The sequence below is a fragment of the Mycobacterium sp. TH-M82 genome, from assembly GCF_057473605.1.
In genome coordinates this window covers 53,285-77,917 of record NZ_JBYCKY010000239.1, presented here as the reverse complement: position 1 = coordinate 77,917, position 24,633 = coordinate 53,285, and the positions used below count along the sequence as shown (strand labels likewise).

At 65.7% G+C, this 24,633-nt stretch carries 34 protein-coding genes, 1 pseudogene and 1 other annotated feature; of the genes and pseudogenes, 12 read left to right on the top strand and 23 right to left on the bottom strand.

Annotation, left to right across the window (positions count from 1 at the left end):
* Positions 1-16: 16 nt before the first annotated feature.
* Both AC2VON_RS07470 and AC2VON_RS07465 read right to left on the bottom strand, forming a co-directional pair.
* Complete coding sequence (locus AC2VON_RS07470) at positions 17-499, bottom strand: hypothetical protein (protein ID WP_486952372.1); 483 nt, start codon at positions 497-499, stop codon at positions 17-19.
* Between the two features lie 114 nt (positions 500-613).
* A complete protein-coding gene (locus AC2VON_RS07465; RefSeq protein ID WP_486952371.1) occupies positions 614-1,828 on the bottom strand; it encodes an RNA-guided endonuclease InsQ/TnpB family protein in 1,215 nt (404 codons plus the stop codon).
* Positions 1,829-1,851: 23 nt separating this feature from the next.
* Between AC2VON_RS07465 and AC2VON_RS07460 the strand changes: the two are divergent.
* Positions 1,852-1,971 (top strand): annotated as a pseudogene (locus AC2VON_RS07460) (transposase); the annotation flags it as partial.
* Positions 1,972-2,204: 233 nt separating this feature from the next.
* Here the strand turns inward: AC2VON_RS07460 and AC2VON_RS07455 are convergent.
* The 6 genes from AC2VON_RS07455 to AC2VON_RS07430 all read right to left on the bottom strand — a co-directional run bounded on the left by AC2VON_RS07455 (position 2,205) and on the right by AC2VON_RS07430 (position 5,994).
* Positions 2,205-2,444: a hypothetical protein gene (locus AC2VON_RS07455; protein ID WP_486952370.1), complete on the bottom strand. Its 240-nt coding sequence runs from the start codon at positions 2,442-2,444 to the stop codon at positions 2,205-2,207.
* Positions 2,445-2,495: 51 nt separating this feature from the next.
* On the bottom strand, positions 2,496-3,149 hold the full coding sequence (locus AC2VON_RS07450; protein WP_486952369.1) for an HD domain-containing protein: 654 nt from the start codon (positions 3,147-3,149) through the stop codon (positions 2,496-2,498).
* A gap of 20 nt (positions 3,150-3,169) precedes the next feature.
* A complete protein-coding gene (locus tag AC2VON_RS07445) occupies positions 3,170-3,355 on the bottom strand; it encodes a hypothetical protein (RefSeq protein WP_486952368.1) in 186 nt (61 codons plus the stop codon).
* Complete coding sequence (locus AC2VON_RS07440) at positions 3,348-3,707, bottom strand: nucleoside triphosphate pyrophosphohydrolase family protein (protein WP_486952367.1); 360 nt, start codon at positions 3,705-3,707, stop codon at positions 3,348-3,350. The genes AC2VON_RS07445 and AC2VON_RS07440 overlap by 8 nt, the downstream gene beginning before the upstream one ends.
* Positions 3,708-3,758: 51 nt before the next feature.
* A complete protein-coding gene (locus AC2VON_RS07435; RefSeq protein ID WP_486952366.1) occupies positions 3,759-4,091 on the bottom strand; it encodes a methyltransferase type 11 in 333 nt (110 codons plus the stop codon).
* 646 nt (positions 4,092-4,737) lie between these two features.
* A complete protein-coding gene (locus tag AC2VON_RS07430; protein WP_486952365.1) occupies positions 4,738-5,994 on the bottom strand; it encodes a hypothetical protein in 1,257 nt (418 codons plus the stop codon).
* Between the two features lie 273 nt (positions 5,995-6,267).
* Between AC2VON_RS07430 and AC2VON_RS07425 the strand changes: the two genes are divergently transcribed.
* From AC2VON_RS07425 to AC2VON_RS07390, 8 genes are all read left to right on the top strand, one after another.
* Positions 6,268-7,206, top strand: a complete 939-nt coding sequence (locus AC2VON_RS07425; RefSeq protein ID WP_486952364.1) for a hypothetical protein — start codon at positions 6,268-6,270, stop codon at positions 7,204-7,206.
* Between the two features lie 54 nt (positions 7,207-7,260).
* A complete protein-coding gene (locus tag AC2VON_RS07420; protein WP_486952363.1) occupies positions 7,261-7,950 on the top strand; it encodes a hypothetical protein in 690 nt (229 codons plus the stop codon).
* Positions 7,947-8,966 (top strand): nucleotidyl transferase AbiEii/AbiGii toxin family protein, encoded by a 1,020-nt coding sequence (locus tag AC2VON_RS07415; RefSeq protein ID WP_486952362.1) that lies wholly within the window; start codon positions 7,947-7,949, stop codon positions 8,964-8,966. Before AC2VON_RS07420 ends, AC2VON_RS07415 begins: the two co-directional genes overlap by 4 nt.
* A gap of 30 nt (positions 8,967-8,996) precedes the next feature.
* Complete coding sequence (locus AC2VON_RS07410) at positions 8,997-9,287, top strand: helix-turn-helix domain-containing protein (RefSeq protein WP_486952361.1); 291 nt, start codon at positions 8,997-8,999, stop codon at positions 9,285-9,287.
* A gap of 139 nt (positions 9,288-9,426) precedes the next feature.
* On the top strand, positions 9,427-9,789 hold the full coding sequence (locus tag AC2VON_RS07405) for a hypothetical protein (RefSeq protein ID WP_486952360.1): 363 nt from the start codon (positions 9,427-9,429) through the stop codon (positions 9,787-9,789).
* Positions 9,790-9,819: 30 nt separating this feature from the next.
* Entirely contained in the window at positions 9,820-9,966 is a 147-nt protein-coding gene (locus tag AC2VON_RS07400) for a hypothetical protein (protein WP_486952359.1), read from the top strand.
* Between the two features lie 9 nt (positions 9,967-9,975).
* A complete protein-coding gene (locus AC2VON_RS07395) occupies positions 9,976-10,560 on the top strand; it encodes a helix-turn-helix domain-containing protein (protein WP_486952358.1) in 585 nt (194 codons plus the stop codon).
* On the top strand, positions 10,557-11,189 hold the full coding sequence (locus AC2VON_RS07390) for an RES family NAD+ phosphorylase (protein WP_486952357.1): 633 nt from the start codon (positions 10,557-10,559) through the stop codon (positions 11,187-11,189). Before AC2VON_RS07395 ends, AC2VON_RS07390 begins: the two co-directional genes overlap by 4 nt.
* A gap of 9 nt (positions 11,190-11,198) precedes the next feature.
* On the opposite strand, the gene AC2VON_RS07385 is transcribed toward AC2VON_RS07390, so the two are convergent.
* A complete protein-coding gene (locus AC2VON_RS07385) occupies positions 11,199-11,414 on the bottom strand; it encodes a hypothetical protein (protein ID WP_486952356.1) in 216 nt (71 codons plus the stop codon).
* Positions 11,411-11,845, bottom strand: a complete 435-nt coding sequence (locus AC2VON_RS07380) for a DUF120 domain-containing protein (protein WP_486952355.1) — start codon at positions 11,843-11,845, stop codon at positions 11,411-11,413. Before AC2VON_RS07380 ends, AC2VON_RS07385 begins: the two co-directional genes overlap by 4 nt.
* A gap of 213 nt (positions 11,846-12,058) precedes the next feature.
* Here AC2VON_RS07380 and AC2VON_RS07375 point away from each other — a divergent pair, with 213 nt between their 5' ends.
* Positions 12,059-12,508 carry a hypothetical protein gene (locus AC2VON_RS07375; protein ID WP_486952354.1) on the top strand — a complete coding sequence of 150 codons (450 nt, stop codon included), beginning with the start codon at positions 12,059-12,061 and terminating at the stop codon, positions 12,506-12,508.
* Positions 12,509-12,633: 125 nt separating this feature from the next.
* On the opposite strand, the gene AC2VON_RS07370 is transcribed toward AC2VON_RS07375, so the two are convergent.
* A complete protein-coding gene (locus AC2VON_RS07370) occupies positions 12,634-13,368 on the bottom strand; it encodes a hypothetical protein (protein ID WP_486952353.1) in 735 nt (244 codons plus the stop codon).
* A gap of 602 nt (positions 13,369-13,970) precedes the next feature.
* Here AC2VON_RS07370 and AC2VON_RS07365 point away from each other — a divergent pair.
* Positions 13,971-14,132, top strand: a complete 162-nt coding sequence (locus AC2VON_RS07365) for a hypothetical protein (protein WP_486952352.1) — start codon at positions 13,971-13,973, stop codon at positions 14,130-14,132.
* A gap of 15 nt (positions 14,133-14,147) precedes the next feature.
* Here AC2VON_RS07365 and AC2VON_RS07360 read toward each other — a convergent pair whose 3' ends face one another.
* The 5 genes from AC2VON_RS07360 to AC2VON_RS07340 form a co-directional block, all read right to left on the bottom strand.
* A complete protein-coding gene (locus AC2VON_RS07360; RefSeq protein ID WP_486952351.1) occupies positions 14,148-16,448 on the bottom strand; it encodes a hypothetical protein in 2,301 nt (766 codons plus the stop codon).
* 65 nt (positions 16,449-16,513) lie between these two features.
* Entirely contained in the window at positions 16,514-17,215 is a 702-nt protein-coding gene (locus tag AC2VON_RS07355) for a hypothetical protein (RefSeq protein WP_486952350.1), read from the bottom strand.
* A 116-nt stretch (positions 17,216-17,331) separates the two neighbouring features.
* Positions 17,332-17,619: a hypothetical protein gene (locus AC2VON_RS07350; protein ID WP_486952349.1), complete on the bottom strand. Its 288-nt coding sequence runs from the start codon at positions 17,617-17,619 to the stop codon at positions 17,332-17,334.
* 75 nt (positions 17,620-17,694) lie between these two features.
* Positions 17,695-18,210: an HD domain-containing protein gene (locus AC2VON_RS07345; RefSeq protein ID WP_486952348.1), complete on the bottom strand. Its 516-nt coding sequence runs from the start codon at positions 18,208-18,210 to the stop codon at positions 17,695-17,697.
* Between the two features lie 110 nt (positions 18,211-18,320).
* Positions 18,321-18,581, bottom strand: coding sequence for a hypothetical protein (locus AC2VON_RS07340; protein WP_486952347.1), 261 nt, complete (start codon positions 18,579-18,581; stop codon positions 18,321-18,323).
* A 123-nt stretch (positions 18,582-18,704) separates the two neighbouring features.
* Between AC2VON_RS07340 and AC2VON_RS07335 the strand changes: the two genes are divergently transcribed.
* The gene (locus AC2VON_RS07335; RefSeq protein WP_486952346.1) at positions 18,705-18,989 is read left to right on the top strand and encodes a hypothetical protein; all 285 of its coding nucleotides are present in this window, start codon (positions 18,705-18,707) and stop codon (positions 18,987-18,989) included.
* Positions 18,990-19,116: 127 nt separating this feature from the next.
* On the opposite strand, the gene AC2VON_RS07330 is transcribed toward AC2VON_RS07335, so the two are convergent.
* From AC2VON_RS07330 to AC2VON_RS07300, 7 genes are all read right to left on the bottom strand, one after another.
* Entirely contained in the window at positions 19,117-20,001 is an 885-nt protein-coding gene (locus AC2VON_RS07330) for a hypothetical protein (protein ID WP_486952345.1), read from the bottom strand.
* A gap of 7 nt (positions 20,002-20,008) precedes the next feature.
* The gene (locus AC2VON_RS07325; RefSeq protein WP_486952344.1) at positions 20,009-20,392 is read right to left on the bottom strand and encodes a hypothetical protein; all 384 of its coding nucleotides are present in this window, start codon (positions 20,390-20,392) and stop codon (positions 20,009-20,011) included.
* Between the two features lie 84 nt (positions 20,393-20,476).
* Positions 20,477-21,223, bottom strand: coding sequence for a hypothetical protein (locus AC2VON_RS07320; RefSeq protein ID WP_486952343.1), 747 nt, complete (start codon positions 21,221-21,223; stop codon positions 20,477-20,479).
* Positions 21,224-21,278: 55 nt separating this feature from the next.
* Positions 21,279-22,549 (bottom strand): IS3 family transposase gene (locus AC2VON_RS07315; RefSeq protein WP_486952342.1). Its coding sequence is split into 2 segments (ribosomal slippage): positions 21,279-22,276 and positions 22,276-22,549, totalling 1,272 coding nucleotides; the frame shifts between segments, so codons are not numbered across the junction.
* Positions 22,149-22,280, bottom strand: a sequence feature (AL1L pseudoknot). (Overlaps the previous gene by 132 nt.)
* A 51-nt stretch (positions 22,550-22,600) precedes the next feature.
* On the bottom strand, positions 22,601-23,125 hold the full coding sequence (locus AC2VON_RS07310; protein WP_486952341.1) for a hypothetical protein: 525 nt from the start codon (positions 23,123-23,125) through the stop codon (positions 22,601-22,603).
* A 103-nt stretch (positions 23,126-23,228) separates the two neighbouring features.
* Complete coding sequence (locus AC2VON_RS07305; RefSeq protein ID WP_486952340.1) at positions 23,229-23,627, bottom strand: hypothetical protein; 399 nt, start codon at positions 23,625-23,627, stop codon at positions 23,229-23,231.
* A complete protein-coding gene (locus AC2VON_RS07300) occupies positions 23,624-24,598 on the bottom strand; it encodes a hypothetical protein (protein WP_486952339.1) in 975 nt (324 codons plus the stop codon). The genes AC2VON_RS07305 and AC2VON_RS07300 overlap by 4 nt, the downstream gene beginning before the upstream one ends.
* Between the last annotated feature and the right edge of the window lie 35 nt (positions 24,599-24,633).

The window sequence follows — 24,633 nt, the reverse complement described above, 5'->3', positions numbered from 1 at the left end:
AACGCCGACACCGCCGCTACGTTCTGCCACCACCGGGAAGATCACCGGCCACGGCCCGGATCTGCTGCGCGGCCTGCTGATACAACGCCGCGGTCTGCTCAACAATGCCCGCAGCCTCGTCGATCCGCCGCTGAGCCGCCTGCAAGATCCCCGCCCGCCCCTCCGGGACATCCGCACCATCCGCACTGCAGGCCGCAGCTTCCTTGTCGTGCTGCCACCCCTGCTCGACAGCAGCCAGGTCACGCCGGGCCTGCTCACCATGCTGATTCACCATCGCGATAACCCCCGCCGCCGCACCGTATGCGGCCCGCAACCGCTCACGGCTCCCGTCGATCGCGGCCTGCTCAGCGACCACCCCTTCGCCGGCCGAGCCCTCCCAACCACTGAGCTGCTCGCTGCTGACATCGCCGCCCAACGTAACCATTGGCGTCGCCTCAACAGTCAGGCCCGTCCCAAGAAGCTGACGCGCCTGCTGCAAGATCGCGTCGACAGGGTGCATACCGTCAAGTATGCGTCCAGGCCACACGGTTTAGGGCGATCGGGCGACTATTCGGGCACACGGACGCCGTTGACGTGCTCCCAGGCCTGAAGTCCGGGGATTCCCGCTGGCGGCTTACGCCGCTGTTGGGGTGCTTCCTGCTTCAACACCCACTGCCGCAACGGGTTGCGGTCTTACACGGGCTCCACAGTCGTTTAGTCTCTCTGCCCGCCCGGCAGCGAGAATGACCTTGGCGGCGTTGTGGTCGCGGTCGTGGACCGCCCCGCACTGCGGGCACGTCCACGTGCGGATCTGTAGCGGAAGTTCGTCGAGGCGATGCCCACACCCAGGTGTTGAGCAGGTTTTGCTCGACGCCAACCACCGTGACACCGTACGCACGGTGCGCCCGTAGTGGTCGGCTTTCTCGCCGATGATCCTCACGAACTGACCCCACCCTGCATCACTGATTGCACGTGCCAGCCGGCGATTGCGGACCATCCCAGCGATGTTGAGGTCTTCGACGTGGATCACTTGATTCTCGCGAACCAACGCCAAAGCCTGCTTGTGGTGATAGTCCCGCCGAGCACGGGCAACCTCGTTGTGCGCGATGGCGACCTTGCGCCGGGTCTTGGCCCTGTTGGCTGATCCTTTCTTCCGGCGGGACTTCTCCCGCTCCAACCGACGCAACTTGCGTAGTTTGCAGCCCAAATGCTTCGGATTCTCGACATCGATTCGACGGCCGTCGGTGGTGGCCACCGTGGCCAACCGAGCGATCCCGACATCCACGCCGGCCTCCCGGTCGACTACCGGCAGCGGTGTGGCCGCGACGTCGACGACGAAGCTGGCGTAGAAGTGCCCGTCCGGTTCCCGGATGATCGTGACCGAAGAGGGCGTCGACGGCAGCTCGCGCGACCAGCGCACCGCGACCTGGCCGACCTTGGCCACAAAGAGCCGGCCGTTGTCGCGGATCGAGAAGCCGTTGCGGGTCAGCCGAAACGACTGGCGATGGTCCTTGCGGGATTTGAACCGCGGCCGCCCCACCCGCCGACCCTTGCGCTTCCCGGTGGCAGAGTCGAAGAAATTACGCCACGCCCGCCGGGAATCGTTGACCGACTGCACCAACGCGACACTGGGCACCTCAGCCAGCCAGCCCCGTTCCTCGGTCGTCTTGGCGTCGGTGATCACCCGGCGCTGAATCTCGCTGTCGGACAGCTTCACCCCGGCCTGATACGCCTCATCCCGGATCCGCAGCGCGTCGTTGAACACCACCCGAGTGCATCCGAACACCCGCGCCAGCATCTCCTGCTGGCCGGGTGCCGGTTCGATGCGGTACCGATAGCGCATCTGCATACCCACGACTGTAAGGCGCACCTATGACAACACCGGCCTATCGCCGTGCCCGGCACAGCGTTTCCTTGCTCCACGCCCACCTGGTGTTCGTGACCAAATACCGCCGTGCGGTGTTCACCGATGACATGCTCACCTTCACCGAACACACCGATCATCAAGCAGTACATCGACGGCCAAGCCCGGCCACTCTGACCGCCGGGCTACGCCCGGCGACAAACAGGATGGGCTCACCCCGGACTAACGTCCGAGGCTTGCGCCCAAGAATCCGGTCAGCTGTCGGCGCCGAGATCACTGCGAAACAGCCCGACGGCCTCGCCGCCCTGGTCGACGTCGTCCCCGTGTAGCGGGCCCGCCAGACACACCGTTGCTGCTGCTGTCACAGCGGTATCACTCGCTTGAACGCCTTGCGGCCTGGGGTGAACGTGATCCCGCAGGTCCGACACCTCGCCGCGGCCGTCGACCATCCCTCGTTGACGATCCCCAGGCAGGGACCACAAACGAATTTCACGTGGCAGCACACCACCAGCGCCCACTGAGCCGGCTCGCCACACATTGCCGCGCGGCCATCGGTACGCCGCTCGCAGGCCGGATGGATCTCCGGCAGGTCGACGCCCACGGGGACCTCGATTCGGCTCTCACATCCGATCGCATGATCCGACACGTCCGCTCACTTCCCCCCGGCCACAGCGGGATCGGCGTGATGCGTGTATCCCGTGGCCGCGCCAACCCGCGCCTCAGCTAGGCCTGCTCGGTGGCCGTTCAAGGTCGCGAGACGGATGACGCGATGCGTTTGAGCAACGAGCATGGGTCCGGACTTGGTGATCGCTCGATGAACGGGGTGCTCAGCCGGGTAACGGGCGAGCACTTCGGTGATCCGCTCATCCGGGTCCACCGGGGTTCCATCGGGACCGGTGCACAGATCCGCGCAACTCACGATCGCCAGCTTGGCGGCATCTGGCGCCGGGTACAGGGCCAACGCATCCTGAAGCCCTCTTTCGTGGGCCTCGAACTCAGCCCCCGTGTGGTGCGCGACCAGCCCGATCACCCCTGCGGGAATGCCCCATCCGTGCACCGCATTTCGCCAAAGGTAAGCCGCACCGTCGATAGGGTGAAACCCACTGTCAACCAGGCCGGGGGCGTAACCGATGTCGTGCAACCATGCCGCACACACGATCTCCTCGGCGTCTTGCGGCGCAAGACGCTGCGCCAGGTCCACGGCTGCAGCTGCCACCGCCACAGTGTGAGCCCACCGCCGCGGCAAGACCTCGGCAAGAAATCCCTCCGCCATGAGCCGCGCACCGCCGACGTCCAATCGTTCCATGCCTTCTTCCGCTCTCTTGTTCACTGAAGCGGCTCACAGGTCCCGCCGCGCTCGTCGGCATACCGGCGGGCTTCGTCGACTTCCGCGGCGGTGAAGGCCCGCACGGCGGCCGGGTCCCCCGGAATGCGCACCAGCCACGCCAACGCCGACAGCGGCACCAACGGCAGCCGCGGCGGTATACGCACGGTCTTCGCCGCCTCAGCCATCGCCACGCCCCCCTAGGTGCGCACCGTTGACTTGTTCGCCGGCGAGCGCTGACACCGACTTAGTCAGGCCCTCCCGCGTCCGGGCCGACACCTGCGCCCAACGGCGCCCGAGGAGCGCACCTGGTTGCAGGCCGAGTTGGTTGATCGCTCCCAGCGCGGCGAGGATCACGTCCGCCAGTTCGTCCTGCACGTCGGTCTCGGTTGCACGGCCTTGGGCCCGCTTGATGAGTGCCCCGACGGCCTCGCCGGCTTCCTCGGCGACCTTGCAAACCCGAACCCAGTCGCAGCGTTCGACACCCAACCGGTCCAAGTGCTCCCCCACAGAACGAGCAAGCCCGTCCAGATCCTCCATTGTTTCTCCCTTGGAGCACAACGGCTCACGGACAACGCATCTCGTGAGCCATCACACTGACACCACCTGAACAGCACCGCGCGCCGCCGCTAGCCCGCGGCGGGCATCATCGACGAACTTCCCGACGTCGCGGCCGGTGTCCCCTTCGACAAACTCGACGTCGTACACCGAATCGCTCATCAGCTCCGCGAGGGTCCGTGCCGCCCGGCGTGTCAACGCGACCGCCTCATCGAGCTCCCTCTCCAGCCGGTAACGCAGCTCCTCGATCTGGCGCTCACGGTCGCACTCCCAGGCGGTCGGTCGGCCGGCCGCAATCTCGGCGGCATCCTGGGCGGCTACGCCCTTTCTGACGAACTCCTCCAGCGCCGACATTGATTCACTCATGCTGCAGCTCCGTTGATGCCCTCACGCCCGCTGGCGCACAGTTGATTTCCCTGCATGTCGCCAAGCATGACGGCGCTCACAGCGGCTTTCAAGAGGACTCTGACCAGCGAGTACTTCAAGCCGCCAGCTCTGGCCTGACGCCCGAGAAGACCCAGACGCCAAACAATTCCTGACTGCCAGAGACCGCGCGTGCCCCTTCCGCGCTTGAACTCCAGGTATGCCACCGGCAAATCGCCAGTGGCATACCGATCACTGCGTCAACAGGCCTGGTCGAGGTCGTGGGTTCCCACAACCCGGGCATAGCCCACAACGCCACATTCCGGGCAGCGCGCCGGCTCGCTGGCCTTCCCGCCCTGGAGGAGGAGGCGGTCGAGGTGCGCCGGACAGGTGGGGGTGGTGTATCCCCGCATGTGCTGGCACGGCCAGCCGATCTCCACTCCGACAGCGGCTTGCCCGAGGTGCGGTCCTTCCCATCCGCAGCGGTATTCCTTCCGGGGAGGCTGGCGCCTCGGCGTGGGAAACATCCTGTCCTCCTGCCCATTACGGCCCGCGTATCCGTCTAGGTTGACCTGTATGCACCAAGTGTGATGCCGGTTACACCCGTTTTCCAGAGGACCCTGCGGCACCCCGCTCTGGTGCCACCCGTTCAGCAGGTTGGGATCCAGATGCGTTGAGCACGCCCGCCGGAGCAGTGAATCGCCTGGCCGTTCACAAAGTTCGTCAACGTGTCCGGCCCCTCCTTGTGGTGCTGCTCCACAACCCGGACGTCCCGGTCCTCAGTGATACCGATCCGGTAGAACGGCCCTCCGGGCCAGGCCTGCAGGCGATGCGACGGCAGCAGGCCCACCTTGTGGAAGGCCACAGCGGCTGTCAGCCACTGACTGCACAGCGCGGCCGGAATCTCCGGTGCGATCGTGCTGTCGTAGAACACAATCGGCGACCGCGATACCGACCCGAAGAGCTGCTCCGGCCGCACAGTCTCAGGTGTCTCGAACCTCGCGGGGCGCTGCTCACCCCGGGACCCCTGAAGGAAGACACGCAGAAGGTCATCTCGGGCGCCGAGCAGCCCCGCAAGAAGATCACTGACGCGATACTCCGGGACGGCTAGGTCAGGCCCCATCTTCTCCGGATCGCAGAACTGCGTCCAGAACTCGTCGAACCGCCGATCAAATTCAGGGTCCACCAGCCCCATCGCCCGGCGCTTCAACGCCGAGATCGTCACTAGCGGATCGCCACCAAAGGCCACCACGGCCAACAGCGTGAAGGCCGCCCTCACCGTTGACGTCTCCACCTGAGGGCGGATTGCCCGTAACGACGCCACGAGGCGCTTGGCGTCCTCCAGGACGGTCATCTCCGACAGCGGATCAATGACGAGCGAACTTCCGCCGATGTGGAAATCGTCCGGACAAGTCCGATAGGCCGGCCGCGAAACTTCATCCCCCCGGCCGGGACTCACAACGTCGGCAAAGTGCCGCAGGTACCGCACGGTGTTCTCGTCGACCACGTTGACATCGGCGATCACCGCCGTCGATGTCGCCCGCACCATCGCGCGCAGATGTTCCATGCCGACGTTGGTCAATATCGGCCCGTCGAACCCAACAGGCGAGCCATTGCGCGCGCTGAAGCCAATGATCGGGTACCGCCGCGCCTCCAGCGGCGTCCGGTCGTGGTAGCCACCGAAGGACTTCCACGCAGGCGGCGGGCCACCGTCGTACGCAGGCGCTGCGGCGGCGTCGCTGTCATCGCCCCGCAGCACGTCGTCGAGCTGCCCATTTAAGGCGTACTCCCCGATCTCAGCCAGCGCCGTCGCATAGTTTGCCGGCCACCCATAGGCCTGCTCGTACATTGCGCATGCGCCGGGGGGAAACTCGTCGCGCTCTTCGTTCTCGATCGCGGCCTGCATTTGGCGGTACGGACCGCCGGCGTCGGCGACCTGCTGCTGACTAAGTCCGCGGTACTGGCGGGTGTCGCGGAGGTAGGCCGAGAACCAGGGGTTGCTCTTCATGCCCACAACCGTACATCACTAACGTCTTTTACGTTGCTATTGTTAGTGTGTGTTAGGCATCCCGGGGCGGAATCGCACCACCTAACGGACTAACGTCCCCACCAGGCACAATCGGCTAGCACCACCAACAGCACTCCCTCAAAGCAGCCGACGTGGTGAATACTTCGATACATGCACCCCGTTGACGCCCTCCTCCAGTCAGCGCGCCAACTCCTGGGCTCCACCACTCCCCCAGACCCGGCCGCAGCCGACTTCGGCGCCCCCAATCTCGCCGGCGAACACCCCACCAGTTGGCAGGGCCCAGCCAGCACCGACGCCGCCATCAAGAACACCGCCCTCGATAAGAACCGCGACCAACTGCGCACCACCTACAGCTCCGCCGCCACGGTGATCGCCTCGGCCAACCAATACGGCCAACAGGCCCGCACCGACCTCGCCGCCGTCGACACCGCCTGGCAACACGACAAGGCCACCCTCGGCCGCAACGCCAACACCCCCCAAGGCCAGGCGGCGCTGATGCAGGCCGCCCAACAGCGCGTCGACGAGGCGAGCCGCATCGTGGAGCGGACCGCCAAGCAGTACCAGCAGGCCGCCGAGCAGATGCGCTCCACCACCGGCGGGCTCCCGCGCACCGACGAACACACCACACACGCAGCAGGCTTCGGGACCGCACCGAAGGCACCCGCGAAAGGCGACTCGCAGCAGTATTGGCTCGACCTTGACCGCATCGTCGAGCTGGCACCCGGCGCCAAGGGCCCCTACGGCTACATCGAGCTCTCCCCCCGGTCAGGAGTGTGGGTGCCCGATCCCAACCACTACCCACCCGCCGGCGGGTTATCGCCGGCACACCGGCCCGTCGACTTGGATCGCATCGTGCACCTGCCGCCCGGTGACCGGGGCCCGTACGGCTACAAGGAGCTCGTCCCCAACACCGGGGTGTGGGCCCCGGCGCCGAGCACGCTGGTACCCACCCCAGACCCCGGGCCACCGCGGCACCCGATCGACCTACGCGACCTCGTCCAGACCCCCGTCGGCGGGCGAGGCCCCTACGGCTACATCGAGCTCGTGCCTGGGGCGTGGATTCCCGACCCGGACGCCCGCCACTTCTAGATCAATCCGTTTGAGCTTCCCGCTTACCCCCTATTTCGGGTATAATCACGCATCATGGGGTGTAGGGAGAGCGACGACGCCCTGGCCATCGAAGCGGCCGGGCAGTGGGGCATGTTCACCGCCGCCCAGGCCATCACCCTCGGCACCACCCGCAAGCGCCTCACCCAGCTCACCGCCGCCGGCCGCATCCACCACACCGAGACCCGCGGCGTCTACCAGTTCGCCGGCGTCCCCGACGACATCACCCTCACCCGCCTACGCGCATCCTGGCTCGCACTAGCCCCCGACGAATTCGCCGGAGACCGCCTCCGCCGACTCGCCACCGGCGGACCCGACGCCATCGTCTCCCACCTCGCCGCAGCCCACTACGTCCACAACCTCGGCACCCTGGAGCCGGACTACCTCGACTTCACCGTCCAGACCGCACGCCGCTCCAACAACCCCAATCTGCGCTTCCACGTCCAGGCCACCACCGACTTCCAGGTGATCCACGGCCTTCCGGTCACCACCATCGCCCAGACCGTGGCCGACCTCTACCGCGACGGCATCGACCACGGCCACCTCGGCGACATCATCACCGACGCCCTACTCGCCGCCACCATCCCTGCCGGCAGCATCACCGCAGCCCTGGACCCCCTCACCGACGGCCACGGCCGCGACACCCTGCTGCACACCCTCAGCGTCGTCGGAACCCCCACCGCACTGGCCGACGCCAACGAACTGCTCTTCGCCGCCCGACGATGAGCACCTGGGCCAGCGAATACCGCTCCGAACGCGCCTTCTGGGTCGGTCTGCGCACCCGCGCCACCCGCCACGCCCCCAGCACCGGAACCTCCTCGCAGGAGCTGCTCCGCCGCTTCATCATCGAACGCTTCACCGCACGGATGTTCGCCCACGACGACGCACCCTGGGTCATCGCCGGCGGCACCGGCATGCTGATCCGCGCACCCGGCATCCGCGCCACGCGCGACCTCGACCTCACCACCCTGGCCCCCGCCGCCGGCGAACCCGACGCCGTACACGAAGCCCTGACCCACTACACCGGTGCCAGCACCCTCGACCCGTTCATCTTCACCATCAGCGACGCCAAACCGTTCACCGGCGCGATCCGCGGCACCAAGCTCCGGATCAACGCCACCATCTCCACCGAACGCGCTACCACCTTCGGCCTCGACGTCGCCGCCGACACCATCGCGATCAGCGACATCGAGTACCAGCCGATGCAGCCGGCCATCCCCGACGTCCGCGGCCTGGCACCACTGCCCGCCGTCCCTCTGTTCCCTCTGGCCAGCCAGATCGCCGACAAGATCGTCGGCGTCATGTTCCGCGACGACCAGGACCGCTCCGCCAACCGCTACCGCGACCTCGTCGACCTCGTCCTCTACGCCGACGCCGTCGACGTCGACGCCGCACAACTCACCGCCGCCCTCACGGCCAGAGCCGCCACACGCAACCAGCCCACACCCCAGGCCATCACCATCCCCGATGGATGGGCGCAGGGCTACGCCAGCACCGCCGACAGAACCACCCTGCCAGCCGCCCTACGCGACGTCGAGACTGCTGGCGAGGTCGTCAACGCCTGGCTGACACCCGTCCTATCCGGCACCATCAGCACCGGCCACATCTGGGACCACCACGCAGCAGCATGGCGGCCACACGAACAAGCCCGACAGATTCCCGGACAGGTCTGGGTCCGCGCACACACCCGCAACGGCACCCCGATCGGCGACTACTACCGCCGCACGCCCGGACGCCGCTAAATCAAATTGAGCAGCAAAGGAGACGACACCATGTCGACCAGCCACGAAGCAAACCGCGCTAAAGCCACCACCGACCAGGCCGCCAGCGCGCTACTGACCGTTGGCGCCGAAGTCCTCCGGGCCCGCACTACGGCAGGCCTCACCCAGGCCGAACTGGCGGCCCGCATGGACATGACCGTGGCGGGGGTCGCCGAGCTCGAAGCCGGACGACGGGCACCGTCCGTCGACTTCCTGGTGCGAATCGCAGATGCCTGCGGTGCGCGGTTGACGGTGCAGATCCGGCCGCGCTCGCGATTACGGCGATTCCGCTGGGGCCGCTGACGCAGACCACCCGGCCCCCTCCCTCCGGACCGCCTGGCGTCAGGCCCCTAAGGTGAGTGAGATCAGCGGTGGATACATGTTCCCCACCATGTCGTAGCGCTTCATCAGATCCGCCCGACAAACGGCGCATACTGCTGCGATGGCCCAACTGTCAGATTTCGTTCACCAGAGCATTCAGGCCGAAAACTTCTATCCCCAAGAGCTCATCCCGGTCGTCTGGACCGTCGCGCATCGCGGCTACAGCGGCGGCGGCCGACTCGACATATGGGTCTACCTCGACGAGCAGCTCGCCCTACTCGGCGCCGCGGAACTGGCGATGAGTTGCGGGCTTGATGAAGACGCGATCGCCAGAGAGCACTTCAAGAAAAAGCACTATGCCCAGGTGATCAGACGGTACTGCGAGACGAGCCCACCCAGCCATGTCCTCGCGGTGCAGGCAGCCCCGCTCATGCAAGACCCCGACACCTTCTTCAGTGAAGAGATCCAAGTCGACCACAGCTAAGCGCCAACCCTTGCCCGAAGTACCGCCGCCGTGTGCTGGGGCGGCGCAGCCGAACTGCGGTTGAAGCAGATCATCGGCGAGGCCGTCAGCGAGTTCGGCGGCATGGTGATCGAGGTCGAGACGATCGGCCTGGCGACGTCAGCCGCCACAGCGCACACCTCAGCACAGTGGTGCTAACCTGTGCTTATGAGTGCTGCATTCGAGCTGAACGCTCTGCTGGCAAGGCATCACATCGACCTCACCAGCGAAGACGTACTTGGCGAACTGGATGCCGCCTTCGCGGCAATCCCCGGCGCCGGCGCAGCCACACTGTCGACAACGGAGGTCGCCTTCCTCGCCGAACACGGCGGCCCAAACACAACAGCCGTCGTCAAGGAGTGGTCGGCCAACGGCGAGCGCCAGGCTCGGGCCCGCGTCGCACTGCAAGCGCTGACGCACGCTGTTGCCGGCTCGATCAGCGCGAAAGAAGCCGCCGAAACCCTGGGCGTCGACAGATCCCGCATATCACGCCGAATCGGAAAGACACTATGGGCGTTTGACATTCACGGCCAGCGACGCATCCCCCGCTGGCAGTTCCTTGACGCGACGCTCCTCCCGGGCCTTGAAGTGATCGTGCCGGCGATACCCCGCGGCATCACCCCAGCGATCCTCGACGCATTCATGCAGACCCCCCAGCCCGACTTCGACAACCAGACCCCGATCGAGTACCTTGCCGCCGGCGGCGACCCCCAGCCCGTCGCCGGGTTCGTCCAGGACCTCAACCGCTGGTGAGCCCACGCCCCCTACCCAAAGCTCCGCGCACCCCACCCCCGGTGCTCACCCGTGAGCCACACGACGTCCTGGCCTCCACCGCGACCATGTGGCGTGTTCACCGCACCAACGGTGACCATGTGCTGGCCTGGAACGCCCTACGTACCTTCGGGCCATTGCCCTCAATGCGCTGGGACCCCCATCCCAGCGACCGGCCGTCGGTGCACGCCGAGGGCGTCCTCTACGCCGCGCTCGACATCACGACCAGTCTGGCCGAGGTCTACCAGCTGACCCGGCTGATTGAGACCCGCGCTGGTGTGCCAGCGCTCACCGGCTGGCAGCCCGAGCGGCCACTGCGCTTGCTTGACCTGTCGGGTACCTGGCTTTTACGCAACGGGGCGTCGGCTGCCCTGTTGGCCGCCCCACGATCCACGTGTCGACGCTGGGCCCGCGCCATCTACACGAGGTGGCCTGACATCGACGGTCTCTACGTGCCGTCGACTCTAACGGGGCGCCCGAACGTAGTGCTGTGGAACCCGGCCGCGGATTCCTTGCCCGCGATGCCGGGGTTCTCACGTGTCCTCGCGCATCCTCTGGTGTGGTCGATCGCGCAGGAGGCGGCAGTCGAGATCGGCTACCGCATCTGCTAACCGCGGACGTTACGCGGCAGCCCCGAAGATCGACCCCACTCCGCCGACCGCAGTCTCATCCAACGCTGCAACAGCTGCATAAGTCATATCCGCCAACGTATCCCGCGGCGGCTGGCGCTGAGCCAACCACAGCACCTCCAAGCCGCGCAGCATCCGCTCCGCGTCAGTCAGGTCCGCATTCCAATCCGGAGTCAACGGCGACGGCACCGTGATCGGCGCCATCATGATCGCACCTCCACCGTGACCAGATCGCCATCCGAGAGCCCGAGCTCGGTGCGCAAATGGTGCGCCGACACGAACTCCACCACACGACACCCCTCGGCATCACCGTGCTCCACCCGTCGATGTCTCACCATCCACGCCTCCAACCCACCGACGCGCGCAGGCGCGAGGTAGATCGTGTCTTCACGGTCTCCAGTGACCGCTCCTCGCCAAAGCTGGACAGCGCCAGCCGGCACAGCGATCGGTGAATCGAGCAGTACGTTGAGAGTCCCGGGGATGAGGGTTTCGCCGGTCGCAACGTCGAGCAGGTTGCGGGTAACCTCCCCGTGCTGCATCTTCTGGGCCATCCGGCCACGACCAGCGAGCACCCTTCCGGCTACGGCGTCCCAACCTTCTGGCACCGCTCGCAGGATCGTCCTATCGACGGTCTCCATGCCGCACATCATGATCCAAGTTCTGGCCGTCCACAAGCAGTCACACCCCCAACAGGAGGCCGCCCCCGACCGCCGCGGCCACGGGCAACCGCGCGGTGAGACTGCTCGCGCCGCGGCACGCGAATTCCCACCCCATGACCCGGCATCGGGTGGAACCATCAGGGGGAACGCCCAGCCCGAGGCGGCCCGGATTCTCACCGAAGGGACTGAATGATGTACCCCAGCGAGCCCCCGAGGTACCCGAATCGCCCGCAGCAGCAGCACTACCCACCGCAGCCCCACTGGCAGCAGCACTACCCTCAATACGCCAGCACATACCACTACCCGCCGCAGCCGCAGCATGTCGTGAACGTCGCAATGCAGACCGGGACAACACCACTCAAGGACCCCGGAATCGCTGCACTCCTCGCAGCCCTCGGCCCGCTCGGCATGCTCTACTCGACCATCCCCGGTGCCGCAGTGATGTTGTGCGCCAACATCGTTGTCTGCTTCATCGCCGCACTAACCTTCGGGCTGGGATGGTTTCTCCTGGTCTTCCCCTGGATCGGCGGCATGGTCTGGGCATACATCGCCGCTAACCAGCACAATGCCCGAATCTCATCGCCGTACCCGTACCCGCGCCCGCCGGCGGCGCCATACCCGCCCTACCCACGGCCATACTGACTGACGTTCAGTACCGTGCCGAGACACCCGGGCATGAGCCCCGATAACCCCACCAGCGGAGTTACTGGCCTGCACGGAAGTGGGCATCAAGGTTGCCGACATGCCGACCCGAGCGCAGCTACAGATCATCCAACCGCCGGGCTGACCACTTCTGCTCCGACCTCGCCGGCCCGGTCGCCCGGCAGGCTCACGTCGGCCAGCACCGGCAGGCGGAATTCGGACAGAACACCGTTGGGGGCTTTCAGGATTCCGTGCTGGAACCCGGACGTCACTGCCATGGCGACCTCCGGGAACTGAGTCTTGCGCGGCTCCAGGTACTCGCGGGCAGATTCAGAGAGCCCGTCGAGGATCTGCCGTTCATGCCGCGACGCGGCTATGCCACCACCGCTGACCCGGGCCGCCAGACGCGCCACTGTCAGCTCATCACGACTCAGCCGGTCGAACATCTGCTCCAACGTGTCCGGCTTGCCGAACCGGTAGAAAACAGCGGCCGCGCCGGGCAGCACCAATTCAGTGTCGAACAGGCCCGGCGGATCGCACAGGTCGTCGCACCCATTGACAAGAACCACAAGACGAGTCGAATTGTCGGGGTCGGCCACGATATCGCGAAGGCGGGCAACGAGATCGCCACGATCATCTGCCCGAAGTTCGTTCCCGTCGTCGATCAGAATCGTCTCTGTCACCCGGACGCTCCCGTCTTCGCGATCGCCGCGACGGCTCAACCGCACCGCCAACGCGTCCCGTGCCTCAGCAGTGGCCAGCGACTCGGCATCGATCACTTCAATCTGCTCCGACGACAGCGACTCAAACTCGTATTCGGCCCGACCGTAAGGAGTACGGCCGGGCCGAATCACGGTCACATGGCGACCAGCTGTTGCCTCTTGGATGATCAGTCGCCGGCTGCACACAGTCTTGCCTGAACCGATGGGGCCATAAATCCGTACTGACCGCGCTGTCGCCGGCAGCGAATCAGTGACCCCGCCAACGAACAGGACCCGGCCAACGACGCCAACGGGGCCGAGTAGCCGGTGCGCCGCGGAGACCAGGTCAGCCGCCGCCGGCGAACCCACCAGATACGGCCCATCCACATTGTCGGTCAACACATCTGTGACCCGCTGCCAAACCGCCGACCCCACTACTACACGCTCCCGCAGGCGAGCCCGCCGCCGCGCAATCGCTCGCAGCCAAAAAGCACACGCAACACCGACCGAAAGGACGACAGCGACTGCGGCGCCGATGACTACGCTATTGCCAGCGCCGGCAAGCCGCACTAGGTCGACAGAAATGTGCTGTGTTCTCATGCGGCAATGATCTGCGCGAGCACCCCCGTTTTCAACAGGACTAATACACCTGCGGGCAGTGCAGCCCTTCGGCTTAACTAGTGCACCTTTGCGAGACGGGTGTCACCTTTCACCGCCAGAATCGCGCTATGGCCAACCCAAAACGCCCCAGACCGTCACTGATGCCTCTACGCACTGCGGTGGTGCTGCTCTTCTCCGTCACCATCGCCTGCGCGATCGGGACCCTCACCTACGTCGAAAAGGGGACGTCCACCGCAGCCCTGGCAGCAATCTCAGCGTTCGCCACCTCAGCACTATGGCTCGACAAGGTGATCGCACCGTGAGCGATCATCATCGCCCTACGCTGCCGCCCCGAAAATCGTGCCCACCCCAGCGACCGCACTCTCATCTAACGCTGCAACAGCGGCATAAGTCATGTCCGCCAACGTATCCCGCGTCGGCTGGCGCTGAGCCAACCACAGCACCTCCCAGCCGCGCAGCATCCGCTCCGCGTCAGTCAGGTCCACATTCCAATCCGGAGTCAGCGGCGACGGCACCGTGATCGGCGCCGTCATGATCGCACCCCGCACGTAGTGCATGTTCTGCGCCACTGCCGACCACACGTCTTGCCCATCGGGCTGGCCGATCTGCTCAACAGCCTTGCAGCGCAACAGCGGATCCCCGGCGACCACCTGGCCATCCGCGCCGATAATGTCCTGCACCCCGTAAGTCTGATCGTGCACCTGGCCGACGTAGGCAGCTAGATCCACCATGCGAGTCAACACATCACCGTCACGGACGGCTTGCACCTGCGCCCAACCACCCGGCGACGCCAGCAGCAGACGGTGCCGGCCAGCCGGGTTCCTCAGAGGATTCGGCGGCACAATCGACGACTGCTCATCAGCCACAACAACAGTGCGCTTAGAAAACAGGCTGCTCAGGCCGAGCCAGCGTCGCGCCACCACGATCATCGGCTCCTCGCCGATCGCCTTCGCGTAATGGGACAGCACCAGCGCCGGCGGCGTGATCCCACGCCACTGGCGACGCACACTCCACGGCACCGCATCATCGAGCGCCGCGAGCTTCACCCCATCCGGCATATACACACCGGGCGGCGTCCACGACAATCCCTCACGAGACGCCAACACAAACCGCGCAGCCTCATCACCCCGGCCCTTGAAGACCGCACAGGCCCACTCACACACCACGCCGATATCCGGATCATGCAGAGCAGCCACCAGCGCGATCGCCGACTGATACTCCGGCGTCGCCTGCAGGCCCTCACCAACCGCCTGCGCACCCATCCGCACCGCTCGCAGCAACGCACTCTTCGCACCCAGATTCAAGACACCCGGCGCGGGTGGTGTCACCGGTGCGGGACCACCACCGACCGGCGGGGCGGTGGCCGGCGGCGGCGCTACCGGCGGGGTCGACGGCGTCGCCTGCACCGTGCTCGGCACACCGGCCGGCGGTGGCGCAGCCAACGGAACACCACCACCGGCGGCCGGGGCAGCTGTCATCGGTGGGGCCTGCACCTGCTGAGGCACCGACGGCGTCGCTCCAGTCGACGGGGCACTCGGCATCGCCGGCGCCGCCTGCATGGGCGAAGCGCCCGCAGGCTTGAACGGTTGACCACCACTAGTCGCCGCCGACGACGCACCACCAGCCGAAAGCGGGGCAGCCTGCGTGAACCCCTGTGTCGCACCGGACAGAAAATCCTGCGTCGGACTCATCGGCGCCCCAGATGACAGGCCACTGCCCGATGACGAGCCGAGACTCGACAGACCACCATCACCACCACCGAGACCCCCAGGGCTCCCCAGACCACCATGCGACGGCGCACTCGGCGCCGACATACCGCTACCCATCTGCGGCACCGACGACATCCCAGTCCCAGGCGTCGACGGCGCACCCGTCGACGGCACACTCATCGGCGGCTGCTGCGGGCCCGCAACGCTGGCGTCACCGGCCGGGTTCGTACCGCCCTGGCTAGCCCCCAGATTCTGGTTGGCATCCTTGCTGGTGCCGTCCGGCGTCGGCCGCCTGCTTCCTTGGGAGCTCGCTTCGTCGGTTGGTCGCCGTCCACCTTGCTGGCCACCCTTCTCGCCTGCGCCCGTGCCGCGCTTGCCGCCCATCCCCATCGGGATCGTGCAGGTGGCGCCATTGCCGGTTTGTCCGCCAGCGGGGGGACCCGTGTGGACTAGCGGTACGAGTCCCGGGCCGGGTGGGATGGTCGGGACCTGGATCGAGTCGTAGAGGTCCTTGATGGTCTGCCGGGCATCGTCAGTGACTCGCTGGATAGCGTCGCGCAGTTGCTGAATGGCCGCCTGATTACCGAAGGGCCCTGCCGGGGCCGATTCCAGGACGGCAACCTCGAACTCCATCGCGTCAATTACCGCCTCCGCAACCTCAGTCGTCGCTGCGATCGCAGTCTTGGCGGTGGTCAGGCTCTCCGCGGTGAGCGCAACGGCCTGGCTGGTTGCGGTGAACCACGCACCGAGGTCGGCAGCCATGCCGCCGACCTTGAAGATGGCTTCAACTTGGGTCTCGAAACCCTCCGGCAGCGCGGCCTGGTAGGCCTGACCGTCGACGTACGACTTCTGTTCCGCTGTGTGTGCGGCTACCGCAGACTGCGCCATCGCGGTCGCATACGTGCCCACTGCGACTTCGTCGATATCGGCCCAATTGTCCCCAATGAGCTGATGCGGACTGGGTGGCCGTTGAATCACCGCGGCGCCATCGCCGTACAGAACGAAGTGGCGGCGTTTCCAAAATCATTCGATGCCGTCCACAGCGCATGATCCGCCGGCACGTAGTTGGGGAGCCTCCCAGCGAACTGGTCCTCGTACGCGGCAGACAGGTGCAGGATCATCCGGAGCTCCGGTGCTGACGCCCGCTCTGCGAGCGCCGCCACCTGCGCCGCCTCATCGGTCATCGTCGGAATGACAGCGACAGTCAGCGCACGCTGCTGAGATGACCACTCGGCGGCCGGAATGTTCGGATCGGTCGCCATCCAATCCATCCGTTTGGGGTTCTTGAGAAAGCCGTTGTTGATCGACGCCCAGTCGGCACACGCACGATCAGGGACCGCGGGGATCGTGGCGTCTACCGGCGGGGCGTCCGCGGTGACGGTGACCGGCGCCGACGGTACCGATTCGGTCTTGCTGCCGACACCCGCGCTGCCGAGTGCCCAGCCTCCGGCGAGCGAGAAAATGGTCAGGCTGGCTGCGACGATGCCGAGCATGGGTGCACTCATCCGGCTCACGATTCCGTGCCGGCTCCCAGCGCGGTTGGAGCGGGCCTGGGCGCCGGCGGGGTCGATGAGGTCGCGGACGGCGACGTCGATGGCACCCGGCGGGGTGCTGATGTCGGTCAGCTTCTTGATGAACTGCGCCAGTGGGATCTGGTCAGCGCTGTACAGAGGCATCGGCCCGCGATCGTTCGCGGGCACAAATCGCGTGACGAGGTCCTGTCGCAGCCCGGATTCCTGCGCGAGTTCAGCTGCGCTCATCCAACGGCCTGGAGCCTGAGGGGCAAACGTCGTCATGTCGGGACTCCGCTCTTCTCGACCTCGCCGGCGCCTTGTTGGTCTGCGGCCTCGACCCGTTGAGGTGCAGCTACGAGGCCCTCGCGGAGTTGATCGACACTACTGTTCAGAGTCTTGACCTCGGCCTTATCGGTGGTGACCCCCGCCTTCAGGGCGCTGCCGATCGCGGCGCTCTTCGTGTCACCACCAGAGGGGGCCGTCGGTGTACCGGTGGGTAGGTGCATGCTCGCCGAGCGCCCTACTGCAGCACCGGTCGTTGTCTCGCCGCGAATCGCCAGCGCCATGTCACACCCTCCTGACCTCGATGAACCAGTTTAGGGCCTGTCGGGCGATTGCGACAGAGAACTTCGTGCTGGTGCCTAGTCGTCATCGAGGGCGTCGAGGACGGCTTGCATATCGCGCACACCCGGCGAGTCCATATTCAATCCGCAGGCGGCAAGCAGGCGCTTACGTGCGGGCTCGTACCGCCCAGTCAGCAGTGAAGCTGCTCGCTTCGGATCGGTGCGCGCCAGCACGGGATTTGAGGTGATGTTCCATGCGTTGTCGACGAGCTTGACGTAGCGGCCCACTGGGTCTGAGCAGGCTCGGGTGATCAGGTCCTGGTAGGTCTCGTCGGGTTGGCGGGTTACTGATTCGACGGCGGCGATGACCGCCGGTGTTATTCCAGCGTTGGCTAGGTCGTCGGTGGTGGTGTCGGTGTCTTCGAGGATGTCGTGCAGCCAGGCGGCGCACTCGACTGTGGGGCCGAAGATGGCTGCGGCCGCGGCGATGGGGGCGAGGTGGGCGTCGAAGTAGTCGCGGCCGGATTTGTCCTGTTGTCCGCGGTGTGCGTTGTGGGCGAGGTTCATTGCGGTGCGGATTTCGTTGTCGGACATGGCATCTCCTTCCTCGTTTTTCGCGGCGGTGGCAGGTGGTTATAGGTACCCGTTCTTTCGGATGAGCCTCCGGGGCAGCGGACACACCGCGTCGATTTCCGCAGATGCGTTCAGTGTCGAGGCGCCCACTTGCGCCGGCCCTTGGGGTTAGCACGCCCTTCTTCGACGATGGTGCGGGCTTCGCTGTCCAGGTATGCGCGTTCGAATGCGGTGAGGATGGTCGCCGGTTCGAGAGTGATTGTTCCGTCCTCGTGCTCGGTGATGATGTACCGCTTGCTGAGCGTGCCGCTGAGGTTGTTGAGGCTGATTCGGTTTCGTGCGTCGAGTTCGGCGAGTTTCAGGTCCGCGTCGTGGTCTGCGACGGTAGCCATTTTCGTTCTTCCTCGGTGTCAGGTGTCGGTGTCGGGGGGCGTGCGTGGGGACGTGACATAATTATGTCACCGATGGACCGTGGGCACCAGTGGATCATTTGATTCATTGTTACAATTGCGTCCGTGGCACCGAAACCGGGGACTCTGGAGCTGGCGGAAGCTCCCGCGAACGAGCTTGATCGCCTCTGGGACACCGATGAAGACTGCGCCGCGCAGATCGAAGCCGCTCTCGACGCGCTGAATCGGACGCCGACGGCCGCATCCAACCGCCGCCGGCAGATCCATCGGGAAGCCGGCGGGCCACTCTGGGGTATCGACGTCCGCTGCAGGGATACCACCCTGCTCATCCTGTGGGAGACCGACGAGGACGGCACAGTGGTGGTCCTGTATCTCGGCCCTCAGTTTTGACGTCGCAGCACCGACCCAGCCGGTCGCCTGGAGCAGTTAGTGCTTCGCCGGGGGGCTCGCCACAGTCGCCACGGTCGCCACGGCAGCAGCGCATCCCATCAGGAGTGCGTCGTGTCCCCGTGTGTTCTCATGCGTGGGCCAGAGCAGCCTGGCACGCCGTGATGTCGTCGGAAGTCGGCCCGAAGTACGGGGAACCGCCGTACCTGATCGCCGCGTCATTCATCGGCCGGAACATTTCTTGTCGGGCGCGCAGCTGCGCTAGGCGGACCAGGTTTGTAACCCGGGTGGCCAGGATCTCGATATCCCAGCTCGCGGCCTGGGGCCCTATCTCGACTACGACGGGGCGGGCTTGATTGTCGACAGCGACCATCAGTTCGCCGCCCTGGAAGGTCTCAATGAGTCCGCTTCCGTCACTAGGGGTGCGATTGCTTTCCGGCACTCCGATTGCGGACGCCAACTTGGCTCTCATGTCATCTTCGGCCATCTGCAGCGCCCGGACGATGGCGCGGCCCAGGTCGGCCCAGGGCAGCCGTGCGAGTGCCGCTGGGTCGATTGCCAGCGTGACGACGACTCCGCTGGCGTCACACTTCACGCTGATGCCCTCATGGACCGTCGGTGGTGTCTCGGCGACCACTCGGGCTTCGACGTCCTTGTGGTCGGCGATGGCTTTCTCTAACTGTTTCTGGAGTATCTGCATTTCGCACAGGTACGGCGCTACTCGTTCCCATCGTTGAATCTCGTGCTCCAGCGAGTCGGCAAGGGCGGTGGCCCGCTGGATCCCGCCGCTAAGTACGCGGGCCACTGGGGAGTCGTCCGCTGTGAGTTTCTCGAGCGTTGGTATGGCCGCACGTATTTCGGTAGCCGCGTGTCGCATCAAGGGCAACGCCGAGTCCGGTCCTTCGTCTTTGGCCGCCTTGAAGGCGCGGGCGGCGGTCTCCGCGGCTTCAGTCAGGGTCGCCAATAGGTCGTAGGCTTCCTGCGTAGATTTCTCGGTGCCGGCTTCGTGTTCCATCGGCTGCCTACCTTCCGGCCTGTCCAGGCCCTCGGGGCGCATCGTTTTGTGCCATTCTGCACCGGGCGGCTTCGCTCAGCGCGGCCCGCGTTCCCAGTCGGGTGAGGGCCCATTCCCAGTCTTTGGCGCTCCAGGTGGTCTTGCGGTTTCCGGTGCCGCGCTGGCGTCGCAGTAGCGCTGCGGCCCGCCAAATGGTCAGGCGTATACGCAGGTGCGCTATCAGTTGGATGGCGCAGTAGATCGCGAGTCCTACTGCGGCCCCGCGGAAGAACGCGTCCAAAAGGCACCAGCGGCCAAGGCCGATCACCGCCAGCACCAATGCACCGGCGAGTGCGACCAGATGTCGCATGCGCGCCGGCGGTCGGACGCGCGTCGTGCTGGGTTCTTTCATAGGGGGATCGATCTCCTCGTTCTTGTGTGTGTCAGATTTCCAGCCGGGGTGTTGATTCTCAAGGTGCTCATTCCCGCTGCCGGATCACGGTTTCTGCGCTTTCTGCCACTCGGCGAAGCGCTGCTTTTCGGCCTTGCTGCCGAGCCAGCGGTCGATCTCGTAGACGGTGTACTCCCGCTGCGCGTTGGCCTCGTAATCCCACTCCCGGGCGACGAAGCCTTCGTCCTTGCCGTCGTGGGCATCCAGGTAGGCCTGGTAGCCCTCGGCGCGCTCGGTGAAGGTGTCAATCTTGGCGCGGGTGATGACGGTCTGGTCCAGGCCTTCGTAGATCTCGTGGTCTTTGACGGTGGCGGCTTCGAGGTTGAGGGTGTCGCCGATGTCGTAGGTGAATGTGCCTGTGGCGAACCACTTCACGATGTGGCCGTCGTCGGTCCGGCCGATGAACAGTGTGGTTGTTCCGTAGTAGCCGTCGATCTCGCGCACCGCGGTCAACTGCAGGCTGATGTTTCGGATGCGCTGCTTGATGTCGCCGAGGAAGCCTTTGGCGGGCGGGTTGGCTTTGCGTTCGGCTTCGATCTGCATTTTGCGGGCGTAGACCTTGACCAGGCTGGCGAGTGTGCCGACGTTGCGGCCCGAGACTGATTCTCCGGCAAGGATGATGCGCAGGTTGCGGCCGTAGTCGGTGTCGGCGGCGGTCTCAGTGACTGAGTCCCGTATTGCGGTGAGTAGGTCTGTGTCGTTGAGGTAGGTTGCGGCCTCGGTGGCCTTGTCCTGGTAGTAGCGGCGGTCGTCTTCCTTGTTGAGTCGTCGGGGGTCGCCGAACAGGCTCATCCGCACCTTGCTGACGGTCGAGTCCTTGAATCGCCCCGGGTTTGATGCACACCGGTTATTGGTGTGCAGCCTCTGATCGGGCTGTGTTTGTAGCGTAGTGGACGGTCTCGTACTCGATGGGTGGGATGCGGCCCAGGCGGTGCATGAGCCGGTCGGTGTTGTACCAGTGGACCCACTCGGCGGTGAGCAGTTCGACGTCGGTCAGACGGTGCAGCGGCCCTCGCCGAAACGGTGAGTCGTCACGGACGGCTTCGGTCTTGTACAGCCCTATGGTCGTCTCCGCCAAGGCGTTGTCGAAGGCATCCCCGACCGTGCCGATGGAGGCCACCAGTCCGGACAGCGCGAGGGTTTCCCCGAACCGCACCGATGTGTATTGAGACCCGGCGTCGCTATGGTGGATAGTGTTGCCCGACAATGGATTACCTTCATTGATTCGGAGTTGTGCGGCGTGGCGGATCGCTTGGCGCACGAAGCGGTCCTCCTTGCTTGCTGAGCACGTCCACCCGACGATCCGGCCCGCGAACGCGTCGATGGCGAATGCGGTGTACACGAACGCTCCGTTGGCTAGCCGGACGTAGGTGAAGTCCGCGACCAGCAGCAGGTTGGGGGCGGGTACCCGGAACTGGCGTTTGACCAGATCAGCTGCCCGTGCCGCGGCGGGATCTGCGATGGTGGTGCGGACCTTCTTGCGGCGGCGCACGCCCTGCCAGCCGTGGGCCCGCATGAGGCGTTCCACGGTGCAGCGGGCCACGGCGACGCCCTGTCGTTGCAGGTGGGCCCACATCTTGGTCGCACCGTACAACGCTTCGGGCTTGCGGCGTCCGTGCTCGTCGGGTTCGTAGTAGCCGGCCAGCACCTCGGTGATGACCGTGTCCCAGAGGGTTCGTGCGGACGGGGGTCGGGCCAGCCAGGCGTAGAAGGTTCTCGGGGCGATCTGGCAGCCGTGCTCGGTGAGCACGCGGCAGATCGGAGCGACCCCGAACCGAGCACGATGCTCGGCGATGAACGCACAGATCAATGGTGTCGCGGGTCGCTCTCCCGCACGAAGAAACTTGTTGCCGCCTTGAGGATTTCGATGGTTTCCTCAAGCTCACGGTTCTTGCGTTTGAGTTCGCGCAACTCCCGCACCGTATCGGTGGGCACCCCGTCACGCTGGCCGGCGTCGACCTCGGCCTGGTTGACCCAGCGGCGCAGCGATTCGTAGGACACTCCCAACCGCTTGGCCACCGCGGTGATGCAGGCCGTGCGGGTGTCGTACTCCTCGGCATGATCGGTGACCAGCCGCACCGCCCGGGCCTTGAACTCGTCGTCGTACTTCCTCGGCATGATGCGAACAACCTTCCCTCGAAAGAAGGTGTGCATCAAACCCGGGGTGGTTCAGACTTCGGTGATGGGGATGCTGGCCTCATTGTCGTTGTTCGAGGCGTAGATGGTTGCGGGGCCTGCGGCGGTTCGCAGGACCCATTCATTGCCGGCCGCGGAGTTCGGTGGGCCGAAGCGGTCGACCCAGGCGTGATAGGCAATACCGTCGAAGGTCACCCGGCGGTCGTGCAAGGTCGGCTGGTTGGCGTCTGCGATGACACCTCGCCATGACCCGGCGAAGCGTTGGCCCATCACAGCCTCCGGCGCGGCGATGGTGGCGGTGTCTTTGCCTTCGATGCCACGAAAGGAGTCGGCGGCGGACTTGAGCAGGTCGCGGGCCTTGCGGAGCAGGAGGTATAGCTCTGTGGTCGTCGTTTCGATGGTGTGGGTGGCGGCGGTGAGGTCGGGGGTTCGACCGGGTAGGTAGGCGGATTCGATCAGTGCGCTGCGGACGCCGTTGAGATCGTCCATGGCCTCGCGGATTCCGCTGCGCAGCCCGGCGAAATACGTGGCTCTGCTGATCTGCTGCGTGGTCGTCATTGTTCCTCCGGGCTCCGGCGGCACTGTGCCTTTTCGGCCTAGACATTTCAGGACGGACATTGGGTCTTCAAGAGGACCTGTGGGCACTGGTGCGGTGGTGTGTTCAGGGCGGTGGTGCCGTGGATCCGTCGTCGGTGTAGTCCGTCTCGTCGAGGTCCCACTCCTGGCCAGCAGCGTCGAGGACGGTGTCGTGGCCGCAGTCTGGGCACCGGAATGCCGACATGATCCCGACGAGGTGCTTGCCGCGGCGAAGCCGGGCTACGCCGATGGCCGGCGGAGCGGTCTGTGGATCGGTCCAGACGCGGCCGACGTTGAGCAGTCGGGGTCGGTGACTGCCGCACCGATCGCATCGTTGCGGTTTGGCCGGCGGGCACACGAACACCGCCCCGGTGTCGCTCCAATGGCCCCACTGCACCGGTAGTCCGTCCCAGCGTGGCGGCAGGTCATGGTCTCGTGGCCACAGTTCGAATTGGCCCTGTTCCGGCGCTCTGCCGCCCGTCATGGCGAGCGGTATCCCTCCAGCAGGGGGCGGGCAAGTTCTGATGCTTCGTCGACGATCGTTTGTACGCGTTCGATCAAGCCGGCAACGCTGATGCGGGTTGCGGCAGCGCCGGCGGGCAGTTCGGTACCGGCTGGCGTCCAGTCGGACTCCAGCCATTGGGTGACGTCGCGCAGATCGTGGCTGGCTTCGTCGAGCGCATACGTGATTTCGGACAGCACGTTGAATCCACCGTTGGGCGCATCCACTGACGAGATGCGTTCGCGCGTCTCGAACGGGACGTCGGGTGTCAGGGTGCATTCGAGGTGCCAGATCACTCTGTCGGCGTGGGCGCCGATGTTCCACGTAGTAGTTCCGCTGATCGAATTACCTTCCTCGGTGCCAGATTCCGTCCTGTAGATGGTTGCGGGGCCGGCTGTTGTTCGTAGGACCCACGCGGTGCCGCCGTTGGAGTTTGACGGGCCGAAGCGGTCGACCCAGGCCTGGTAGGGAACGCCGTCGAGCACCGCGAGCACGTCGCGCACAGCCGGCTGCGAAGAGTCCGCCAGGACCCCGTGCGGGGAGTCGCCGTAGCGTTCGCTAAAGGTGACCTGCGGGGCGGGGATCAGGACGTCGTCTTTGCCGGAGCTATCAGCGAAGGCGGTGGACGCTGCTCTGAGCTGCTCTCTGGCGTTCCTCAGCAGGAGCGATGCGTTCGCTATGTCGGAGCTGATCCTCCCGCAGCAGTCGTTGACCTCTGCGGTCACGTTCGGGATGTAGTAGGCCTTGTTCGACGCGATGCGCGCGTCGCCGAGGTTGTCTGCGGCGCACAGGATCGCGTGACCCAGGTCGGCGAAGTACCACCCTCGGCCGACTAGACGATCTGCGGCCGGCGTTGTGTGGGCGTTGGCGACGTGGCGGAGTGCTCGGGTGTAGGAAACTCCGGTATCCCGCTGGTGTTTGCGCGCGGCACTTTTTGCTGCGTTGTCGGTCATGGTGATCACAGTCCCTTCCAGAACTGCTGCGGCAG

Excerpts from the sequence above, each read along its gene's own strand:
- AC2VON_RS07470 (WP_486952372.1), bottom strand. The coding sequence starts at position 499 with ATGCACCCTGTCGACGCGATCTTGCAGCAGGCGCGTCAGCTTCTTGGG.
- AC2VON_RS07465 (WP_486952371.1), bottom strand. The coding sequence starts at position 1,828 with ATGCAGATGCGCTATCGGTACCGCATCGAACCGGCACCCGGCCAGCAG.
- AC2VON_RS07450 (WP_486952369.1), bottom strand. The coding sequence starts at position 3,149 with ATGGAACGATTGGACGTCGGCGGTGCGCGGCTCATGGCGGAGGGATTT.
- AC2VON_RS07445 (WP_486952368.1), bottom strand. The coding sequence starts at position 3,355 with ATGGCTGAGGCGGCGAAGACCGTGCGTATACCGCCGCGGCTGCCGTTG.
- AC2VON_RS07440 (WP_486952367.1), bottom strand. The coding sequence starts at position 3,707 with ATGGAGGATCTGGACGGGCTTGCTCGTTCTGTGGGGGAGCACTTGGAC.
- AC2VON_RS07435 (WP_486952366.1), bottom strand. The coding sequence starts at position 4,091 with ATGAGTGAATCAATGTCGGCGCTGGAGGAGTTCGTCAGAAAGGGCGTA.
- AC2VON_RS07430 (WP_486952365.1), bottom strand. The coding sequence starts at position 5,994 with ATGCAGGCCGCGATCGAGAACGAAGAGCGCGACGAGTTTCCCCCCGGC.
- AC2VON_RS07425 (WP_486952364.1), top strand. The coding sequence starts at position 6,268 with ATGCACCCCGTTGACGCCCTCCTCCAGTCAGCGCGCCAACTCCTGGGC.
- AC2VON_RS07420 (WP_486952363.1), top strand. The coding sequence starts at position 7,261 with ATGGGGTGTAGGGAGAGCGACGACGCCCTGGCCATCGAAGCGGCCGGG.
- AC2VON_RS07415 (WP_486952362.1), top strand. The coding sequence starts at position 7,947 with ATGAGCACCTGGGCCAGCGAATACCGCTCCGAACGCGCCTTCTGGGTC.
- AC2VON_RS07410 (WP_486952361.1), top strand. The coding sequence starts at position 8,997 with ATGTCGACCAGCCACGAAGCAAACCGCGCTAAAGCCACCACCGACCAG.
- AC2VON_RS07405 (WP_486952360.1), top strand. The coding sequence starts at position 9,427 with ATGGCCCAACTGTCAGATTTCGTTCACCAGAGCATTCAGGCCGAAAAC.
- AC2VON_RS07395 (WP_486952358.1), top strand. The coding sequence starts at position 9,976 with ATGAGTGCTGCATTCGAGCTGAACGCTCTGCTGGCAAGGCATCACATC.
- AC2VON_RS07385 (WP_486952356.1), bottom strand. The coding sequence starts at position 11,414 with ATGATGGCGCCGATCACGGTGCCGTCGCCGTTGACTCCGGATTGGAAT.
- AC2VON_RS07380 (WP_486952355.1), bottom strand. The coding sequence starts at position 11,845 with ATGGAGACCGTCGATAGGACGATCCTGCGAGCGGTGCCAGAAGGTTGG.
- AC2VON_RS07375 (WP_486952354.1), top strand. The coding sequence starts at position 12,059 with ATGTACCCCAGCGAGCCCCCGAGGTACCCGAATCGCCCGCAGCAGCAG.
- AC2VON_RS07365 (WP_486952352.1), top strand. The coding sequence starts at position 13,971 with ATGCCTCTACGCACTGCGGTGGTGCTGCTCTTCTCCGTCACCATCGCC.
- AC2VON_RS07355 (WP_486952350.1), bottom strand. The coding sequence starts at position 17,215 with ATGCCTCTGTACAGCGCTGACCAGATCCCACTGGCGCAGTTCATCAAG.
- AC2VON_RS07350 (WP_486952349.1), bottom strand. The coding sequence starts at position 17,619 with ATGGCGCTGGCGATTCGCGGCGAGACAACGACCGGTGCTGCAGTAGGG.
- AC2VON_RS07345 (WP_486952348.1), bottom strand. The coding sequence starts at position 18,210 with ATGTCCGACAACGAAATCCGCACCGCAATGAACCTCGCCCACAACGCA.
- AC2VON_RS07340 (WP_486952347.1), bottom strand. The coding sequence starts at position 18,581 with ATGGCTACCGTCGCAGACCACGACGCGGACCTGAAACTCGCCGAACTC.
- AC2VON_RS07330 (WP_486952345.1), bottom strand. The coding sequence starts at position 20,001 with ATGGAACACGAAGCCGGCACCGAGAAATCTACGCAGGAAGCCTACGAC.
- AC2VON_RS07325 (WP_486952344.1), bottom strand. The coding sequence starts at position 20,392 with ATGAAAGAACCCAGCACGACGCGCGTCCGACCGCCGGCGCGCATGCGA.
- AC2VON_RS07320 (WP_486952343.1), bottom strand. The coding sequence starts at position 21,223 with ATGAGCCTGTTCGGCGACCCCCGACGACTCAACAAGGAAGACGACCGC.
- AC2VON_RS07310 (WP_486952341.1), bottom strand. The coding sequence starts at position 23,125 with ATGACGACCACGCAGCAGATCAGCAGAGCCACGTATTTCGCCGGGCTG.
- AC2VON_RS07305 (WP_486952340.1), bottom strand. The coding sequence starts at position 23,627 with ATGACGGGCGGCAGAGCGCCGGAACAGGGCCAATTCGAACTGTGGCCA.
- AC2VON_RS07300 (WP_486952339.1), bottom strand. The coding sequence starts at position 24,598 with ATGACCGACAACGCAGCAAAAAGTGCCGCGCGCAAACACCAGCGGGAT.